Genomic DNA, 17,476 nt, shown 5'->3' with positions numbered 1-17,476 from the left:
AACGACGACGCAAGTAAACGGCTGGATTTAGCACTAGCGCAACGCAGATGAGTAATATAGTCTCTGACCGTTTGCCGGACACGACGCCTCTGATGACGGAACACCAAAACCGCGTATGAAAAAAAGTTTCCCAACACTGCTGGCCACGATGATTTGGACGGCACTCTACAGTCAGCATGCGCTGGCTGATCTGGCCGAGCAATGCATGCTTGGCGTTCCCGTTTACGACAAGCCTTTGGTCAGCGGCGATCCGAACAGCCAGCCGGTGACCATCAATGCCGATGACTCGCGCGCTGACTACCCCAAAAGCGCCCTGTTCAGCGGCAACGTGCATATCGAGCAGGGCAACAGCACCCTGACCGCCAAAGAAGTCGAGCTGAACCAGACGGAAAACCCTGGCCAGACGGAACCGGTGCGCACCGTCACCGCCACCGGCGACGTGCACTACAGCGACAATCAGATCAAACTGAAAGGCCCGAAGGCCTGGTCGAACCTGAATACCAAAGATACCGACGTCTATGAAGGCGACTACCAGATGGTCGGCCGTCAGGGGCGCGGCGACGCCGACAAGATGAAAATGCGCGGCGCCAACCGTTACACCATCCTGGAAAACGGCACCTTTACCTCCTGTCTGCCGGGCGACGACAGCTGGAGCGTGGTCGGTTCCGAAGTGATCCACGATCGCGAAGAGCAGGTGGCGGAAATATGGAACGCCCGCTTCCGCATCGGCGGCGTGCCGGTGTTCTACAGCCCGTACCTGCAGCTGCCGGTCGGCGACAAGCGCCGTTCCGGTTTCCTGATCCCCAACGCCAAGTACGGCAGCAACAACGGCTTCGAGTTCATGTTGCCGTACTACTGGAACATCGCACCGAACTACGATGCCACCATCACGCCGCACTATATGTCCAAACGCGGCCTGCAGTGGCAGACCGAGTTCCGCTATCTGGTGCAGCCGGGCCTCGGCCTGATGGAGTTCGACTGGCTGCCGGACGACAAGGAATACGGCAAAGATCATGAGGACAGCAAACGCTGGCTGTTCTACTGGAACCACAACGGCGTCATGGATCAGGTGTGGCGCTTCAACGTCGACTACACCAAGGTCAGCGATTCCAAATACTTCACCGATCTGGACTCCAAGTACGGTTCCACTACCGACGGCTACGCCACGCAGAAATTCAGCCTCGGCTACGCCAACGAAAACTGGAACGCCACGCTGAGCTCCAAGCAGTTCCAGATTTACGACGATACCGATCGTTCACAGTCGGAGTCGTATAAAGTCCAGCCGCAGCTGGATCTGAACTATTACAAGAACGACCTCGGTCCGTTCGACTTCCATATTTACGGCCAGGCGGCCAAGTTCACCAGCGTCAACCCGTACAGCCCGGACGCCACCCGTCTGCATATGGAGCCGACGCTGAGTCTGCCGCTCACCAACGGCTGGGCCAGCCTGAACACCGAAGCCAAAGTGATGGCGACCCACTACCAGCAGGATATTCCTGACGGTTTCGCCGCCAACTACCAGAGCCGCAAAGGCGTCGCTGCGCCGGATCTTGATGACTCGGTCAACCGCGTACTGCCTCAATTCAAGGTCGACGGCAAGCTGGTGTTCGAGCGGCCGATGATCTGGGCCGAAGGCGCCACCCAGACGCTGGAGCCGCGCGTGCAGTACCTGTACGTGCCGTACCGCGACCAGAGCAACATCTACACCTACGACACCACGCTGCTGCAGACCGACTACTCCGGCCTGTTCCGCGACCGCACCTACAGCGGCCTGGATCGCATCGCTTCGCAGAACCGCGTATCCACCGGTTTGACCACGCGCATTTATGATGACGCGCTGGTGGAACGTTTTAACGCTTCCGTGGGTCAAATCTACTACTTCAGCCGTTCGCGCACCGGCGATCAGGTGACGGGATACGATAACAACGACGATACCGGCAGCGTGGCCTGGGCCGGCGATACCTATTGGAAAATCGACGATCGTTGGGGCCTGCGCGGCGGCCTGCAGTACGACACCCGCCTGAACAGCGTCTCGCTGGGCAACGGCGTGGTGGAATACCGCCAGGACGCCGAGCGCGTGGTGCAGCTGAACTACCGTTACGCCACGCCGGAATACATCCAGACAGCGTTGAACACCAAAACGATTCCGGCCTTCCAGGACGGCATCTCGCAGGTGGGCATCACCGGCAGCTGGCCGATCGCCGATCGTTGGGCGGTCGTCGGGGCGTACTACTACGACACCCGCGCCAAACAATCCGCCGATCAGCTGGTGGGGCTGAAGTATAACACCTGCTGCTGGGCGGTGACCCTGGGCTATGAGCGCAAGATCACCGACTGGAACAACAGCAACAATACCAGCGTTTACGACAACAGAGTTTCGTTCAACGTCGAACTGCGCGGCCTGAGCAGCGATCATAGTCTCGGCTCCGCGGAAATGATGCGCTCCGGCATTCTGCCGTATCAGCGCGCATTCTGACGCTTTGCAACACTTTGAAAACGAGAACTTTCACCCGCATTTGCGGATTACATAATGGGAAATGTATGAAGAACTGGAGAACGCTTATTCTCGGATTGGTGGTTTGCGCCAATGCCGCGTTCGCAGCACCCCAAGAAGTGGATAAAGTCGCCGCCGTCGTGGATAACGGCGTGGTACTCGAAAGCGACGTCAACGGTCTGTTGCAGTCAGTCAAGCTCAACGCCCAGCAGGCCGGCCAACAGTTGCCGGACGACAAGACGCTGCGCCATCAGATCATCGAACGGCTGATCATGGATAATATCCAGCTGCAGATGGCCAAGAAAATGGGCATCACCGTGTCCGACGCTGAGCTGGACAAAGCGATCGCCAACATCGCCGCGCAGAACCGCATGAACGTCGATCAGCTGCGCAGCCGCCTGTCGTACGAAGGGTTGAACTACAACACCTACCGTTCGCAGATCCGCAAAGAGATGCTGATTTCCGAAGTGCGTAATAACGAAGTGCGCCGCCGCGTCACCATCCTGCCGCAGGAAGTGGACGCGCTGGCCAAACAGGTGGGCGCGCAGAACGGCAGCGACACCGAAATGAACATCAGCCACATCCTGATCCCGCTGCCGGAAAACCCGTCGCAGCAGCAGGTCGATAAAGCCGAAGAGCTGGCCAAACGCCTGGTGGGTGAGATCAACAGCGGCGCCGACTTCGGCAAGCTGGCGATCACCTACTCCGCCGATTCTCAGGCGCTGAAAGGCGGCAACATGGGCTGGGGCAAGCTGCAAGAGATCCCGACCCTGTTCGCTGAACGTCTGGTGAGCGCCAAGAAAGGCGACGTCGTCGGCCCAATCCGTTCCGGCGTCGGCTTCCACATCCTGAAAGTGAACGACATCCGCGGCGCGAGCCAGTCGGTGTCGGTCACCGAAGTGCACGCCCGTCACATCCTGCTGAAGCCTTCGGTGGTGCTGACTGACGATCAGGCGCGCGCCAAGCTGCAATCCGTTGCGGAAGCGATCAAGAGCGGCCGCGCCAAATTCGCCGACGAAGCCAAACAGCTGTCGCAGGATCCGGGTTCCGCCATGCAGGGCGGCGATCTGGGCTGGGCCTCCCCGGACATCTACGATCCGGCCTTCCGCGATGCGTTGCTGAAGCTGAGCAAAGGTGAAATCAGCGCGCCGGTGCACTCTTCCTTCGGTTGGCACCTGATTCAGCTGCTGGATACCCGTCAGGTGGATAAAACCGACGCCGCGCAGAAAGATCGCGCTTACCGCATGCTGTTCAACCGTAAGTTCGCCGAAGAGGCGCAGACCTGGATGCAGGAACAGCGCGCCCAGGCTTACGTGAAGATCCTCGATGGCAGCGATGCACAGCAATAAACGCGTCGTCATTACCCCCGGCGAACCCGCCGGGGTGGGGCCGGATTTGGTAGCCGCCCTGGCGCAACAGGATTGGCCTGTTGAGCTGGTGGTGTGCGCCGATCCGGCCCTGCTGCTTGAACGCGCCAAGCGTTTGGGCCTACCGCTGACGCTGCGCGACTACCAACCGCAGCAACCGGCCGAGGCGCAACGCGCCGGCACGCTGACCGTGCTGCCGGTGTCGCTCGCTCAGCCGGTCACCGCCGGTGAACTGAACGTAGGCAACAGCGCCTACGTGGTGGAAACCCTGGCGCGCGCCTGCGACGGTTGCCTGAACGGCGAGTTTTCCGCCCTGATCACCGGCCCGGTGAACAAAGGCGTGATCAACGACGCCGGCGTGCCGTTTATCGGCCATACCGAATTCTTTGCCGATCGCAGCCGCTGCGATCGCGTGGTGATGATGCTCGCGACCGAAGAGCTGCGCGTGGCGCTGGCGACCACCCACCTGCCGCTGCTGGCGGTGCCGGGCGCCATCACGCAGCAGAGCCTGTTCGAAGTCATTCGCATTCTCGACCACGATCTGAAAACCAAATTTGGCATCGCCCAGCCGCACATTTACGTCTGCGGTCTGAATCCCCACGCCGGGGAAGGCGGCCATATGGGGCGCGAAGAGATAGACACCATCATCCCGGCGCTCGACGCGCTGCGCGCTGACGGTATCCATCTGATCGGCCCGCTGCCGGCGGACACCCTGTTCCAGCCCAAATATCTGCAAGATGCCGATGCGGTGCTGGCGATGTATCACGATCAGGGGCTGCCGGTGCTAAAATACCAAGGGTTCGGCCGCGCGGTGAATATCACCCTCGGTTTGCCTTTCATACGCACCTCGGTCGACCACGGTACCGCTCTGGAACTGGCCGGCACCGGCACCGCCGATGTCGGCAGTTTCCAAACGGCCCTGAATCTCGCCATTAAAATGATAATTAATTGTAATGAATAACAGAGTCCACCAAGGGCACTTTGCCCGCAAACGCTTTGGACAAAACTTTTTAACCGATCAGTTTGTCATCGATAGCATTGTCTCCGCCATTCACCCGCAACCGGGCGAAGCGGTGGTCGAGATCGGCCCCGGCCTCGGCGCCTTGACCGAGCCGGTCGGCGCACGCATGGACCGCATGACGGTGATCGAACTGGACCGCGATCTGGCCACCCGGTTGGAGAACCACCCACGGTTGAAAGACAAGCTGACCATCCACCAGCAGGACGCCATGACGGTGAATTTCGCCGAACTGGCCGAGGAAGCTGGCCAACCGCTGCGCGTATTTGGTAACCTGCCGTACAATATTTCGACGCCGCTGATGTTCCACCTTTTCAGCTATACTCAGGCAATCCGCGACATGCACTTTATGTTGCAAAAAGAGGTGGTCAACCGTCTGGTGGCCGGCCCAAACAGCAAGGCCTACGGGCGTTTGACCGTGATGGCGCAGTACTACTGCAACGTCATTCCGGTGCTGGAAGTGCCGCCGACCGCGTTCGCGCCGCCGCCGAAGGTCGATTCCGCCGTGGTGCGTCTGGTGCCGCACAGCGTGCTGCCGAACCCGGTGGGCGACGTGCGCATGTTGAGCCGCATCACCACGCAGGCGTTCAACCAACGGCGGAAAACCATCCGCAACAGCCTGGGCGACCTGTTCACGCCGGAACAGCTGATGGAACTGGGCGTCGATCCTTCGCTCAGAGCAGAGAATATTTCTGTGGCGCAGTACTGCAAGCTGGCCAACTGGCTGTCAGCCAATCCGGCGCCGCAGCAATAAGGAGTTGTTGTCATGATTGATTCGCCCCGCGTGTGTATTCAGGTTCAGAGCATCTATGTGGAATCACAGTCGATCCCTGAAGAAGAGCGTTACGTCTTCGCCTATACCATCACCATCCGCAATCTGGGGCGGACCGACGTGCAACTGCTGGGCCGTTACTGGCTGATCACCAACAGCAACGGCCGCCAAACCGAAGTCCAGGGCGAAGGCGTGATCGGCGAACAGCCCGTCATTCCGCCCGGCGGAGAGTTTCAGTACACCAGCGGCGCCATTCTGGAAACGCCGCTGGGCACCATGGAAGGCCATTACGAAATGGTTGACCATCAGGGTCAGCCGTTCCGCACCGCTATTCCCGTGTTTCGCTTAGCCATTCCAACGCTGATCCATTAATTATGTCGACATACCTTATCGGCGACGTTCACGGCTGTTTCGATGAACTGAAGTCGCTGCTGGCTCAGGCTGCGTTCGATCCCGAGCGCGATCAACTGTGGCTGACCGGCGATCTGGTGGCGCGCGGCCCCGCCTCGCTGGACGTGCTGCGCTACGTGCGCTCGCTCGGCCCGGCGGTGCGCATGGTGCTGGGCAACCACGATCTGCACCTGCTGGCGGTTTACGCCGGCATCAGCCGCAACAAACCCAAAGATCGCATCACCCCGCTGCTGGAGGCGCCTGACGCCGACGAACTGATCAACTGGCTGCGCCGCCAACCGGTGCTGCAGGTGGACGATGAGCAAAAGCTGGTGATGGCGCACGCCGGCATCACTCCGCAGTGGGATATCGACACCGCGAAAATGTGCGCGCGCGAAGTGGAAGCGGTATTGAGCAGCGACAGCTACCCGCTGTTCCTCGACGCCATGTACGGCGACATGCCGAACAACTGGGCGCCGGAGCTGAGCGGCCTGGCGCGCCTGCGTTTCAGCACCAATGCGCTGACGCGCATGCGCTACTGCTTCCCCAACGGCCAACTCGACATGATCTGCAAAGATGCGCCGGGCAGCGCGCCGGCGCCGCTGAAGCCGTGGTTCGAATTGCCGCGCCTGGTCGACCCCGAATACACCATCATCTTCGGCCACTGGGCCTCGCTCGAAGGCAAGGGCACGCCGGAAGGCGTGATCGGGCTGGATACCGGCTGTTGCTGGGGCGGTGACTTGACGATGCTGCGCTGGGAAGACCGCCGTTACTTCACGCAGCCCGCCAATCGGGGCGAGGCGTCTGACCACGCCGGCAGATTAGCCGCATCCTGAAAATACACAGGCGGCCCGGTGGCCGCCTTTGTTTTCTATATTGTCGCCTTACGCCCCAATCACCCCGCCATCTTCACGCGTGATCATCAATACCGATGAACGCGGGCGCGGGCTGTTGTTCGGGAAGTGCGAATCGCCCTCTTCTCCCGGATGTTGTACGTTGACGAACATCGTCTTGTAGTCCGGAGTGAAAGTGATGCCGGTCAATTCGCAGGACTTCGGTCCCACCATGAAACGGCGGATCTCGCCGCTGATCGGATCGCCCACCAACATCTGGTTGTTGCCCTGCCCGACATAATCGCCCTTGTTGCTGTACTTGCCGTCGGTGAGGATCCACAGGCGGCCGGCGCGATCAAAGCCCAGCCCGTCCGGGCTGTTGAAGGTATTTTCCGCCGTGATATTCGGCGTGCCGCGGTTGACGCCCTCGGGGTGGGCGATCGGGTTGCCGCACAGCGCATAGATATCCCAGGCGAAGACGTCGGCGGTGGCGTCGCCGCCTTCGTCCCAGCGAATGATCTGGCCATAGATATTGTTCGGTCGCGGGTTGGCGGCGTTCAGCGGCATCCCTTCCTCACCGCGCTTGCTGTTGTTGGTCAGCGTACAGTATGCGCGACCGTCATGCGGGTTCACCGCGATCCACTCCGGGCGATCCATTTTGGTGGCGCCGACCTGCTGCGCCGCCTTGCGGGCGAAGATCAGCACTTCGGCCTCGTCGCGGAAACCGTTCTCCGGCGTCAGGCCATTCTTGCCAAACTCAAGCGCAATCCAGCGCCCTTTGCCCTTCAGCGGCGTGCCGGCCTCATCGCCGTCGAACTGCGCCACGTACAGCGTTCCCTCGTCCAGCAGCGTGCGATTGTTGGCCGGATTGGCGGCGTCGACCACGCCTTTGGAAACGTACTTATAGATATGTTCGCCGCGCTCATCGTCGCCCATGTACACCACCAGACGGCCGTCTTTGGCCACGGTCACCGCCGCGTTTTCATGCTTGAAGCGGCCGAGCGCGGTGTGCTTGATGGGCGTCGAGCTCGGATTCAGCGGATCGATCTCGACGATCCAGCCGTGACGGTTGAATTCGTTGGGATTCTTCGCCACATCGAAGCGCTCGTCATAGTCCGGCCAGTTGCGCTCCGGTTCGCTGACCTTCAGCGTGTAGCGCTTTTGTTCCGGCGTGGTTCGATAATCGGCCTGACGGGTGCCGAAATAGGTGTCGAAATTTTCCTCGCAGGTCAGATAGGTCCCCCACGGCGTCTTGCCGTTGGCGCAGTTGCCGAAGGTGCCCAGCACCTTGCGGCCGCTCGGATCGGCGGCGGTCTGCAGCAGCGGGTGCCCGGCGGCCGGGCCGCTGAACTGCATTTCGCTGTTGGCGGTGATGCGGCGGTTATAGCGCGATGGACGTTCCACCTCCCAGCGCTGGCCGTCGCCGACCCGCTTGACCGCGACAATGGAGACGCCGTGCGCCGCCTGCGACTTGCGCACCTCTTCCAGGCTGGTGGCTTTGGCGCCGCCGTGGGCGAACAGATACTGTTCGTTGACGTATTCGTTATTGATGGCCATCACGCCGTGATTGTCATCGATAGGGAAGAAGCTCATACCGTCATTGTTATCGCCAAACTGTTTTTCCTGATCGGCGGCGCTGTTGTTGCCCTGCGGATCGAAGGCCGGCGCGCCGTCCACCAGCGGCTCACCCCAGGAGATCAGCACCTCCGCGCGGTAGCCCGGCGCGATGGTCACCTCGTCGGCGGTAGATGCGGCGATGCCCTGAAAGCCCAGCAGCGTGTTCGGCGGCAGATCCTCGGCCAACGCCTCGGCGGAAACCGACCAGATGCCGCCGCCGAGAAAGCCGGCCAGGCCGACGGCGCCGGCGCTGCCAAGCAGCAGCTTGCGGCGAGTGGGATCGATCAGGCGGTCGGCGTCTAATTGCTCAATTTGCTTGGTCATAACGTGGTTACCTTTTTAGTTATGGCGCCGCGGTCAAGATTCACCAGAGTTGCCGTGGCGCTCGGAGTTGGGCTTCATACTAATCAGGTAATGTGACGGAAAGGTTACAAATGACCGGCGCAAAAAGGCCGGGGGCGCAATTGCTTGCGCCCCCGGGAGAGTTGGCTAACGGGCTGAAATCAGCGGCGCTGCAGGATTTCGAAGCAGTAGCTGTGCGAGTTCAGATTGTCGGCGTCGTGGAATTCGCTGAACGTGGTTTCCCACTCGTCCGGCTCGTAATCCGGGAAGTGGGTATCGCCGCCGACTTCGGCGTCGATGTGCGTCAGGTACAGACGGTCGGCGCGCGGCAGCAGCTGGGTATAGATGCGCCCACCGCCGATCACCATCACTTCCTCCACGTCGCCCGCGGCGGCCAGCGCCTCATCCAGCGAGGTTACCCAGGTCACCCCGGCTTCGCTGCCCGGGCGGCTGCTCAAAACGATATTGTGGCGGCCCGGCAGCGGGCGGCCGATGGACTCGAAGGTCTTGCGGCCCATAATAACCGGCTTATTCAACGTGTTGCGTTTAAACCACGCAAGGTCCGCCGGCAGGTGCCACGGCATGGCATTTTCCATGCCAATAACGCGATCCGCCGCCAAGGCAGCGATCAGGCTGATAATCATTGTTTAACCCTGTGTAGGCAGCAAAATTGGTGACACTATACGTAAAGGCCTGAGTGCCGTCGATAGGCTAATCAAGCAAGATGAATATATAAGATAGCTCTTATCAGTATATCTAATAACCAACGATCGCCCGCCGGGCGATTTCACACGCCGGGGCGTTTGCGGTACAGCCACAGGCCCGGTAACGACAGGCCGATCGACAACGCGCCGACGATGAAACTGGCCTTGAGGAAGTTGGTGATCATGGTCTCCATCAGGGCTTCGCTGTAGCCCAGATGCGAGATCTCCACCACCGTGATCATCGCGGTATAGGCGGAAATGCCGGGGAACATCGGGATCACCGCCGCCACGGTGAACACCTTCGGATGCGCCAACAGCCAGCGCGACCAGTAGATGCCGATGATGCCAATCAGGATCGCCGCCAACAGCGAGGCCCACTCAATGTTCATGCCGGCATGCATCATCAGCATGCGCGAACCGCGCCCGATAGCCCCGAGCAATGCGCAATAGCGCAGCGCGCGCAACGGCACGTTAAACACCATGGCGAAGCCCAGCGCCGGCACCGCCGCCAACAGCATCTCCTGCAACAAGGCCCACAGCAGATTCATGACCACCCCCGCAGATCCCACAGCGACATCGCCATCACCACGCCGATACAGGTCGCCAGCGTCAGCAGGCTGGCCATCGCCCAGCGCGCCAGTCCGGTATTGACGTGCCCCTTGAACATGTCGGCCACCGCGTTGATCAGCGGGAAGCCCGGCACCAGCAGCAACACGCTGGCGGCCATCGCCACGCTCGAGGTGTCTTTAAACGCCGGCAGGCGCAGCAGCAGTCCGGAGATCGACGTCGCGACAAATGCCGTCAGGCAAAAATTGATCAGCGGATTCATCTGGCGGGCGGTGAGGATCTGGCGCACCAGCATCGCCGCGCCGCTGGCGATAAAGGTCACCAGGAAGGCGTCGCCGCCGCCGCCGTTGAGCATGCTGAAGCACCCGCAGGATAGCCCTACCATCAATACCACCAGCCAGCGCGGGTAGCGCAGCGGCCGAATCCTTTCAAAGCGGCGCGCCACGTCGTGCGCATCCGCCAGGCGATGCTCGGCGAGGATCACGATATGCTGCACTTCGGTCACCACCTGCATATTGATGCCGCGATCGACGTTCTTGCGGGTGGTGGTCAGGCAGGCGCCATGGCTAAGAGTGGTCAACACCACCGCATTAGCGGAGATCGAGCTTTCCACGCTGTCCATCCCCAGCGCCAGCCCCAGGCGGGTCGACAACTGTTCCACCACCGTGCTCTCGGCGCCGTGCTGCAACAGCAGCAGCGCGCATTGAATGCACAGTCGGGTGATTTCGCGTTGTTGTCGGTGCGGTTCCGGCCTGTCTGTGGCGGTAGTGGTCGTCTGCTGCATGGTGCTCCGTCGCTGGCGGGAGATGAATTATTATCATAGAGCCTAACAATACCTCATTGGGTTGATGCGCATCAGAGGAAGCGGCGTTATTATCGCCAGATTGCTGCCTTTTGCGCGAGACGTCTCCCATGTTTGAAACTTCGTTGTTCGTCGCCGGCATTGCCGCCCTCGGCATGCTCTCCCCCGGCCCGGATTTTTTCCTGGTGATCAAAAACGCCGCCCGCTACCCGCGGCTGGCCGCCATGATGACCGCCTTCGGCGTGATCTGCGGCGTCGCCACCCACATGTCCTACTGCGTCGCCGGGCTGGCGGTGGTGATCACCACCACGCCGTGGCTGTTCAACCTGCTGAAATACGCCGGGGCGGTCTATCTGGTGTGGATCGGCATCCAGGCGCTGCTGTCGCGCGGCGGCGGAAAAATGAACGTCAGCAATCTGCCGCAACAGCGGGTCAGCCTGAAGAGCGCCTTTGCGCAAGGCTACCTGTGCAACCTGCTGAACCCGAAAGCCACCCTGTTCTTCCTGGCGGTCTTCACCCAAGTGCTGCAGATCGATTCCGGTCTGGGGGACAAGCTGTGGTACGCGGGGATTATTCTCGGCCTGTCGGTCATCTGGTGGCCGCTGCTGGTGTTCCTGATCCAGAGCGGGCCGGTGCGCCGCGGGCTGGAAAAGACGCAGAAGATCGTCGACAAATTGCTGGGCGGCATGTTGATCGCCTTAGGCATCAAGGTCGCGCTGAGCTAAGCAAAAGGGGCGCCATCACGGCGCCCCTGCGGTTATCCTTTGGCTTCCACCACTTCATCCTCCGGCGCCTTGCCGTCGATGCTGCCGCGCCAGCCGGTCTGCTGCACCCGCGCCAACCGATTCTGATCCTGCTCGATGGCCGCGCTGAGCATCTCCTTGGCCCGCTGCAGGCTGGCGATACGGAATTCAGTATCCTGGTAATTATCCAGCGTATCTTCCAGCATCTTCAGGTTGTAGCGACGGAACGTGTCCGCTTTCTCGCGCGCCTCATAGGCGTCCAGCCCCAGCAGCTCCAGCGTTTCACGGCCGATGCGCAGCGAGCTTTCAAAGGTTTCGCGCTCCGGTTTTTCCACCCCCAGTTGCCGCAGCTGATACCAGTGATCGACGTCGCGCGCCCGCGCCACCACCTTAAGATGCGGGAAGTGCTGTCTGGCCAGCGCGGTTAACGCCAGGCTGTCTTCCACGTCGTCGATGGCGTTGATCAGCACCTTGGCGTGAGCGGCGCCGGCGGCCTCCAGCAGATCGGCGCGCGTGGCGTCGCCGTAGAACACCTTGGTGTCGAATTTACGCAGCGTTTCGATATGGTCCGGATCGTGATCCAGTACCACGGTGTGCACGCCGTTGGCCAACAGTAAACGACCGGCGATCTGGCCGAAACGGCCGAAGCCGGCGATGATCACGCTGGCGTTCTCGTCATCAATGACGTCAGCCGGGCGATCCTCTTTCGGCGCATTTTTTTCCAGCTGCGCGGCGATCACCAACAGCAGCGGCGTGGCCGCCATCGACAGCGCCACCGCCAGCGTCAGCGACTTGGCCCATTCAACCGGCAAGACGCCGGCCAGCTGCGCGGCGCTGAAGATCACGAAGGCGAACTCACTGCCCTGCCCCAGCAGAATGGCGAACAGGCCGCGCTGGCGCTTCGGCACGCCGAGCAGCGGCCCAATCAGCCACAGCAACGCCGCCTTGATCAGCATAAAGCCCAGCAGCAGCGAGGCGATCAGCAACGGATGATGGAACAGCGTGCCGAAGTCGATCGACATGCCGACGCCGATGAAGAACAGCCCCAGCAGCAGTCCTTTGAACGGCTGAATATCGCTCTCCAGCGCGTGGCGGTATTCAGAGCTCGCCAACAGCACCCCGGCGAGGAACGCCCCCATCGCCATCGACAGCCCGGCCATCTCCAGCAGGATGCCGAAGCCGAACACCAGGAACAACGCCACGGCGCTGAACACTTCGCGCATGCCCGAACGGGCGACGAAGTGCAGCAGCGGACGGGTGACGTAGCGGCCGAGCAACACCACCATCGTCAACGCGCCCACCACCTTGGCCGCCGACAGCATGAAAGCGCCCAGCGTTGTGGTGGCGCCGCTGCTGGCCAACAGCGGGATCATCGCCACCAGCGGGATCGCCGCGATATCCTGGAACAGCAGCACCGCAAACGCGCTGCGGCCGATCGGCGACGGCGTCAGATTGCGTTCGCTCATCGCCTGCATGGCGATGGCGGTGGATGAGAGCGCCAGCGTCAGGCCAATCAGCAACGCCACCTTCCAGTTAAGGCCAAGGAAGTAACAGAAGGCGCTCAGCGCCAGGCCGCAGCCCACCATCTGAATGCTGCCGCCGCCGAACACCGAGGCGCGCAGCGTCCACAGCCGTTTGGGATCCAGCTCCAGGCCGATGATAAACAACATCAGCACCACGCCGATCTCGGCGAAGGTCAGGATCGACTCGGCGTCGGACACCAGCTTCAGCCCCCAGGGGCCAATGATGCAGCCGGCGATCAGGTAACCGAGCACCGAGCCCAGTCCCAGGCGCACCGCGATCGGCACAAACAGCGCCGCAGAGCCGAGATAGATCAGCCCCTCGATCATCATGTGGTGATTATCCATGGCTGGCCTCCCGGGTTTCCGCTTCGGCATGTTCCATCAGATAGTCGACCAGCCGCTGGCGGTAGGCTTCGCCGGCGGCGAGCAGCGCCGGCTCGTTGCAGGTAAAGGTATTGTGCACGGCGAAATAAGGCAGCCAGGTCATGCCGCAATAGATCGCCGTGGCCTGCAGCGGCTGCGCCAGCGCGGCGAAGTTGGGGAAATCGCCCAGCTCGAAGTGGTGCTCGTCGCCGCCGCTGGTCACCGCCCACAGGCAGTCTTTACCCACCAGCGCATTGCCGTCGTGACCGTAGGCCCAGCCGTGCTCCAGCACTTTGTCGATCCACAGCTTCAACAACGGCGGGAAGCTGTACCACTGCATCGGATGTTGCAGCACCACCAGGTCGGCGCGTTCCACCGCCCGCTGCTCGGCGTTGATGTCGATATTGAAATCGGGGTACAGCTCATACAGCGAGCGCACCTCCACCTCGGGGAGATCCCTCACCGCCTGCAGCAGGCGGTGATTGGCATGCGAATGCCGGGGATACGGGTGAGCATAAATTATCAGAATCATTGTTATCGTCGTTCCTTCGTTCCTTGCCAATACACCAAGCATATACCAATCACACAGAGTGACAGTTTGCCCACTGATTGATAGCGGAAATTTTTAACGCCAGCCGACAAATTCGCTGAATAAAAAAGGGCGCTGCATCTGCAGCGCCCCTTACGTTGCGTTATCGCGCGGTTACTTGCCGATGCGCGCGTGCATTTCCTGCACCGACGTCACCTGCTCGGTCGGATCCGCTTTCAGCGCCATCGCGGTGGCGAAGCCGCCGTTCAGCGTGGTGTCGTAGTGCACCTTGTACTGCAAGGCGCTGCGGCGAATCAGCTTGGAGTCCTCAATCGCCTGACGGCCTGCCGTGGTGTTGACGATGTAAGTGTACTCGCCGTTCTTGATACGGTCCTGAATATGCGGACGCCCTTCGTGCACCTTGTTGACCAGGCGCGGGTTGATGCCCGCTTCGCCCAGCACCACCGCGGTGCCGTGGGTCGCGTCCAGCTCGAAGCCCTGCTTCAGCAGGCTGGCGGCCAAATCGACCACGCGAGCCTTGTCGCCTTCGCGCACCGACAGCAGCGCGCGGCCCTGTTTCTTCATGCCCGAGTTGCTGCCCAACATCGCTTTGGAGAAGGCTTCCGCGAAGGTGCGGCCCACGCCCATCACTTCCCCGGTAGAGCGCATTTCCGGCCCCAAAATCGGGTCGACGCCCGGGAATTTGTTGAACGGCAGCACCACTTCTTTCACCGAATAGTACGGCGGGATGATCTCTTCGGTCACGCCCTGCTCGACCAGCGTTTTGCCCGCCATCACGCGCGCGGCCACTTTGGCCAGCGGCACGCCGGTCGCTTTGGACACGAACGGCACGGTGCGCGCGGCGCGCGGGTTGACTTCAATCAGGTAGACTTCGTTGTCTTTCACCGCGAACTGCACGTTCATCAGGCCGCGCACCTGCAGCTCGAACGCCAGTTTTTCCACCTGGCGACGCATCACGTCCTGAATTTCCTGGCTCAGGGTGTACGCCGGCAGCGAACACGCGGAGTCGCCGGAGTGCACGCCCGCCTGCTCGATGTGCTCCATGATGCCGCCAATCAGCACGCGTTCGCCGTCGCAGATGGCATCAACGTCCACTTCCACCGCGTCGTCCAGGAAGCGATCGAGCAGCACCGGCGCATCGTTGGATACGCTGACCGCAGTCTGGAAGTAGCGGCGCAGGTCGGTTTCGTCGTAGACGATTTCCATCGCCCGGCCGCCCAACACGTAGGAAGGACGCACCACCAGCGGATAGCCGATGGCCGCCGCCTTCTCGACCGCCTGTTCGATGGCGGTGACGGTGGCGTTGGCTGGCTGCTTCAGGCCCAGACGGTTGACCGCCTGCTGGAAGCGCTCGCGGTCTTCGGCGCGGTCGATGGCGTCCGGGCTGGTGCCGATAACCGGCACGCCTGCGGCTTCCAGCTCGCGCGCCAGCTTCAGCGGAGTCTGGCCGCCATACTGCACGATCACGCCTTTCGGTTTCTCGATGCGCACGATTTCCAGCACGTCTTCCAGCGTTACCGGCTCAAAGTACAGGCGGTCCGAGGTGTCGTAGTCGGTGGAGACGGTTTCCGGGTTACAGTTGACCATGATGGTCTCGTAGCCGTCTTCACGCAGCGCCAGCGAAGCGTGCACGCAGCAGTAGTCAAACTCAATGCCCTGGCCGATGCGGTTCGGCCCGCCGCCCAGCACCATCACTTTCGGCCGGTCGTTGGTCGGATTGGACTCGCACTCTTCTTCATAGGTGGAGTACATGTAGGCGGTGTCGGTGGCGAATTCCGCCGCGCAGGTATCCACGCGCTTGTATACCGGATGCAGGCCGTAGCTGTGGCGCAGCTTGCGAATTTCGCTCTCGGCGACGCCGGCCAGCTTGGCCAGACGCGCATCGGCGAAGCCTTTGCGCTTCAGAGTGCGCAGGAAGTCTTTGTTCAGGCCGTTGATGCCCGCCTCGGCCACCTGCTCTTCCAGGCGCACCAGCTCTTCAATCTGCACCAGGAACCAACGGTCGACGTTGGTCAGGTTGAAAACGCCGTCAACCGACAAACCGGCGCGGAAGGCGTCGGCGATGTACCAAATGCGGTCGGAACCGGCGTCTTTCAGCTCGCGGCGGATTTTGGTCAGCGCTTCCGGATCGTCCAGGCTCACTTTCGGATCGAAGCCGGTGGCGCCCACTTCCAGACCACGCAGCGCTTTCTGCAGCGATTCCTGCTGGGTGCGGCCGATGGCCATCACTTCGCCGACCGACTTCATCTGGGTGGTCAGGCGATCGTTGGCGCCGGAGAACTTCTCGAAGTTGAAGCGCGGGATCTTGGTTACGACATAGTCGATGGACGGTTCGAACGACGCCGGGGTGCGGCCGCCGGTGATGTCGTTCATCAACTCATCGAGGGTATAGCCCACCGCCAGCTTGGCGGCGATCTTGGCAATTGGGAAGCCGGTGGCTTTCGACGCCAGCGCCGAAGAGCGCGACACGCGCGGGTTCATTTCGATAACGATCAGGCGGCCGGTTTTCGGGTTGACCGAGAACTGCACGTTGGAGCCGCCGGTTTCAACGCCGATCTCACGCAGCACCGCCATCGAGGCGTTGCGCATGATTTGGTATTCCTTGTCGGTCAGGGTCTGGGCCGGCGCGACGGTGATCGAGTCGCCGGTGTGGATGCCCATAGCGTCGAAGTTTTCGATGGAGCAGACGATGATGCAGTTGTCGTTCTTATCACGCACCACTTCCATCTCGTATTCTTTCCAACCGATCAGCGATTCATCGATCAGCAGCTCGTTGGTCGGCGACAGGTCCAGGCCGCGTTCGCAGATCTCTTCGAACTCTTCGCGGTTGTAGGCGATGCCGCCGCCGGTGCCGCCCATGGTAAAGGAAGGGCGGATGATGCACGGGAAACCGACGTCAGCGGCTACCGCCAGCGCTTCTTCCATGGTGTGCGCGATGCCGGAACGCGCGGTATCCAGACCGATTTTCTTCATCGCCACATCGAAACGGCGACGGTCTTCGGCCTTGTCAATCGCATCGGCGGTGGCGCCGATCATGGTAACGCCGAACTCGGCCAGCACGCCCTGGCGCTCCAGCTCCAGCGCGCAGTTCAGCGCCGTCTGGCCGCCCATGGTCGGCAGCACCGCATCCGGGCGCTCTTTTTCGATGATCTTGCGCACCACTTCCCAGTGGATCGGCTCAATGTAGGTCGCGTCGGCCATCTCCGGGTCGGTCATGATGGTCGCCGGGTTGGAGTTGACCAGAATGACGCGGTAACCCTCTTCGCGCAGCGCTTTACACGCCTGGGCGCCCGAGTAGTCGAACTCACACGCCTGGCCGATAACGATCGGACCCGCGCCGAGGATCAGGATGCTTTTTATGTCTGTACGTTTTGGCATTTTTTACTGCTCC

The 17,476-nt window shown here is 61.4% G+C and carries 14 protein-coding genes; 7 read left to right on the top strand and 7 right to left on the bottom strand.

The genetic code is table 11. The features are described from left to right. Nucleotides 1-115: 115 nt before the first annotated feature. The 6 genes from lptD (at nt 116) to apaH (ending at nt 6,877) form a co-directional block, all read left to right on the top strand. On the top strand, nt 116-2,476 hold the full coding sequence (gene lptD, locus ACJ8KE_RS15490) for an LPS assembly protein LptD (protein WP_016929115.1): 2,361 nt from the start codon (nt 116-118) through the stop codon (nt 2,474-2,476). 65 nt (nt 2,477-2,541) lie between these two features. Next, entirely contained in the window at nt 2,542-3,843 is a 1,302-nt protein-coding gene (gene surA / locus ACJ8KE_RS15485; RefSeq protein WP_004932876.1) for a peptidylprolyl isomerase SurA, read from the top strand. Further along, on the top strand, nt 3,821-4,822 hold the full coding sequence (gene pdxA / locus ACJ8KE_RS15480; RefSeq protein WP_016929117.1) for a 4-hydroxythreonine-4-phosphate dehydrogenase PdxA: 1,002 nt from the start codon (nt 3,821-3,823) through the stop codon (nt 4,820-4,822). The genes surA and pdxA overlap by 23 nt, the downstream gene beginning before the upstream one ends. Then, nucleotides 4,815-5,633 carry a 16S rRNA (adenine(1518)-N(6)/adenine(1519)-N(6))-dimethyltransferase RsmA gene (rsmA, locus tag ACJ8KE_RS15475; protein ID WP_016929118.1) on the top strand — a complete coding sequence of 273 codons (819 nt, stop codon included), beginning with the start codon at nt 4,815-4,817 and terminating at the stop codon, nt 5,631-5,633. Before pdxA ends, rsmA begins: the two co-directional genes overlap by 8 nt. Nucleotides 5,634-5,645: 12 nt before the next feature. After that, complete coding sequence (gene apaG / locus ACJ8KE_RS15470) at nt 5,646-6,023, top strand: Co2+/Mg2+ efflux protein ApaG (RefSeq protein ID WP_016929119.1); 378 nt, start codon at nt 5,646-5,648, stop codon at nt 6,021-6,023. A gap of 2 nt (nt 6,024-6,025) precedes the next feature. After that, nucleotides 6,026-6,877 (top strand): bis(5'-nucleosyl)-tetraphosphatase (symmetrical) ApaH, encoded by an 852-nt coding sequence (apaH, locus tag ACJ8KE_RS15465; RefSeq protein ID WP_016929120.1) that lies wholly within the window; start codon nt 6,026-6,028, stop codon nt 6,875-6,877. A gap of 48 nt (nt 6,878-6,925) precedes the next feature. Here the strand turns inward: apaH and ACJ8KE_RS15460 are convergent, their stop codons facing one another. From ACJ8KE_RS15460 to ACJ8KE_RS15445, 4 genes are all read right to left on the bottom strand, one after another. Then, nucleotides 6,926-8,815 (bottom strand): PhoX family protein, encoded by a 1,890-nt coding sequence (locus ACJ8KE_RS15460; protein WP_016929121.1) that lies wholly within the window; start codon nt 8,813-8,815, stop codon nt 6,926-6,928. Nucleotides 8,816-8,994: 179 nt separating this feature from the next. Further along, nucleotides 8,995-9,477: a type 3 dihydrofolate reductase gene (folA, locus tag ACJ8KE_RS15455; RefSeq protein WP_016929122.1), complete on the bottom strand. Its 483-nt coding sequence runs from the start codon at nt 9,475-9,477 to the stop codon at nt 8,995-8,997. A 143-nt stretch (nt 9,478-9,620) separates the two neighbouring features. Next, nucleotides 9,621-10,085, bottom strand: coding sequence for a threonine/serine exporter (locus ACJ8KE_RS15450; RefSeq protein WP_015376621.1), 465 nt, complete (start codon nt 10,083-10,085; stop codon nt 9,621-9,623). Further along, entirely contained in the window at nt 10,082-10,888 is an 807-nt protein-coding gene (locus tag ACJ8KE_RS15445; protein WP_016929123.1) for a threonine/serine ThrE exporter family protein, read from the bottom strand. Before ACJ8KE_RS15445 ends, ACJ8KE_RS15450 begins: the two co-directional genes overlap by 4 nt. A gap of 128 nt (nt 10,889-11,016) precedes the next feature. Here ACJ8KE_RS15445 and ACJ8KE_RS15440 point away from each other — a divergent pair, with 128 nt between their 5' ends. After that, entirely contained in the window at nt 11,017-11,631 is a 615-nt protein-coding gene (locus ACJ8KE_RS15440) for a LysE family translocator (protein ID WP_016929124.1), read from the top strand. A 32-nt stretch (nt 11,632-11,663) separates the two neighbouring features. Here ACJ8KE_RS15440 and kefC read toward each other — a convergent pair whose 3' ends face one another. From kefC to carB, 3 genes are all read right to left on the bottom strand, one after another. Continuing rightward, entirely contained in the window at nt 11,664-13,517 is a 1,854-nt protein-coding gene (gene kefC / locus ACJ8KE_RS15435) for a glutathione-regulated potassium-efflux system protein KefC (RefSeq protein WP_116404037.1), read from the bottom strand. Next, nucleotides 13,510-14,067 carry a glutathione-regulated potassium-efflux system oxidoreductase KefF gene (gene kefF, locus ACJ8KE_RS15430; protein WP_016929126.1) on the bottom strand — a complete coding sequence of 186 codons (558 nt, stop codon included), beginning with the start codon at nt 14,065-14,067 and terminating at the stop codon, nt 13,510-13,512. The genes kefC and kefF overlap by 8 nt, the downstream gene beginning before the upstream one ends. A gap of 171 nt (nt 14,068-14,238) precedes the next feature. Continuing rightward, nucleotides 14,239-17,463: a carbamoyl-phosphate synthase large subunit gene (gene carB, locus ACJ8KE_RS15425; RefSeq protein WP_033641234.1), complete on the bottom strand. Its 3,225-nt coding sequence runs from the start codon at nt 17,461-17,463 to the stop codon at nt 14,239-14,241. Nucleotides 17,464-17,476: the final 13 nt, after the last annotated feature.

This window comes from Serratia sp. CY56464 (assembly GCF_052168435.1).
Taxonomy (GTDB): Bacteria; Pseudomonadota; Gammaproteobacteria; order Enterobacterales; family Enterobacteriaceae; genus Serratia; species Serratia marcescens.
Note: the sequence above shows the minus strand (reverse complement) of the source record. Positions and strands in the feature narration are given on the sequence as shown.

What these genes read in the sequence shown, in the direction of transcription:
- ACJ8KE_RS15450 (WP_015376621.1), bottom strand. Translation starts at nt 10,085, where the DNA reads ATGAATCTGCTGTGGGCCTTGTTGCAGGAGATGCTGTTGGCGGCGGTG.
- folA (WP_016929122.1), bottom strand. Translation starts at nt 9,477, where the DNA reads ATGATTATCAGCCTGATCGCTGCCTTGGCGGCGGATCGCGTTATTGGC.
- surA (WP_004932876.1), top strand. Translation starts at nt 2,542, where the DNA reads ATGAAGAACTGGAGAACGCTTATTCTCGGATTGGTGGTTTGCGCCAAT.
- pdxA (WP_016929117.1), top strand. Translation starts at nt 3,821, where the DNA reads ATGGCAGCGATGCACAGCAATAAACGCGTCGTCATTACCCCCGGCGAA.
- ACJ8KE_RS15440 (WP_016929124.1), top strand. Translation starts at nt 11,017, where the DNA reads ATGTTTGAAACTTCGTTGTTCGTCGCCGGCATTGCCGCCCTCGGCATG.
- apaG (WP_016929119.1), top strand. Translation starts at nt 5,646, where the DNA reads ATGATTGATTCGCCCCGCGTGTGTATTCAGGTTCAGAGCATCTATGTG.
- apaH (WP_016929120.1), top strand. Translation starts at nt 6,026, where the DNA reads ATGTCGACATACCTTATCGGCGACGTTCACGGCTGTTTCGATGAACTG.
- kefC (WP_116404037.1), bottom strand. Translation starts at nt 13,517, where the DNA reads ATGGATAATCACCACATGATGATCGAGGGGCTGATCTATCTCGGCTCT.
- rsmA (WP_016929118.1), top strand. Translation starts at nt 4,815, where the DNA reads ATGAATAACAGAGTCCACCAAGGGCACTTTGCCCGCAAACGCTTTGGA.
- ACJ8KE_RS15460 (WP_016929121.1), bottom strand. Translation starts at nt 8,815, where the DNA reads ATGACCAAGCAAATTGAGCAATTAGACGCCGACCGCCTGATCGATCCC.
- lptD (WP_016929115.1), top strand. Translation starts at nt 116, where the DNA reads ATGAAAAAAAGTTTCCCAACACTGCTGGCCACGATGATTTGGACGGCA.
- ACJ8KE_RS15445 (WP_016929123.1), bottom strand. Translation starts at nt 10,888, where the DNA reads ATGCAGCAGACGACCACTACCGCCACAGACAGGCCGGAACCGCACCGA.
- carB (WP_033641234.1), bottom strand. Translation starts at nt 17,463, where the DNA reads ATGCCAAAACGTACAGACATAAAAAGCATCCTGATCCTCGGCGCGGGT.
- kefF (WP_016929126.1), bottom strand. Translation starts at nt 14,067, where the DNA reads ATGATTCTGATAATTTATGCTCACCCGTATCCCCGGCATTCGCATGCC.